Source organism: Veillonella sp. 3627, from assembly GCF_003992195.1.
In the GTDB taxonomy this organism is placed as follows: domain Bacteria; phylum Bacillota; class Negativicutes; order Veillonellales; family Veillonellaceae; genus F0422.
Window position 1 is genome coordinate 1 of record NZ_RQVG01000033.1, and the last position, 311, is coordinate 311.

The 311-nt window shown below is 38.3% G+C and carries 1 protein-coding gene; it reads right to left on the reverse strand.

The annotated features are described in order from the left end of the window. On the reverse strand, positions 1–311 hold a 311-nt coding region (locus EO114_RS07915; RefSeq protein ID WP_164723807.1), incomplete at both ends, for a hypothetical protein.

The following is a 311-nucleotide window of genomic DNA, read 5'->3' on the forward strand; positions in this document are numbered from 1 at the left end:
GTTGTGACAGAATCAATTTTAAGATCTCTATTCACATCTACTTTGACAAATGTAGTTGCTTTCTTAGTACCATCCTCGTTAAGAGCGTCTACAGTTACCATAGATACATTTGTGTTAGCTCCATTTGAGAATTTCACATCATCATTTGGATTTACCTTATCGTACACTTTTGCATCTTTACTGAAGTCTTTATCAGTTGAACCAATGCCTACATTCCAACCAGAATCTTGGATAGCATTCGCCACTGTATTACCTGTCACAAAGCCTGCGCCCGCATTCGTTACTTTGTCAGTCTTAGGATCAACCTTCAA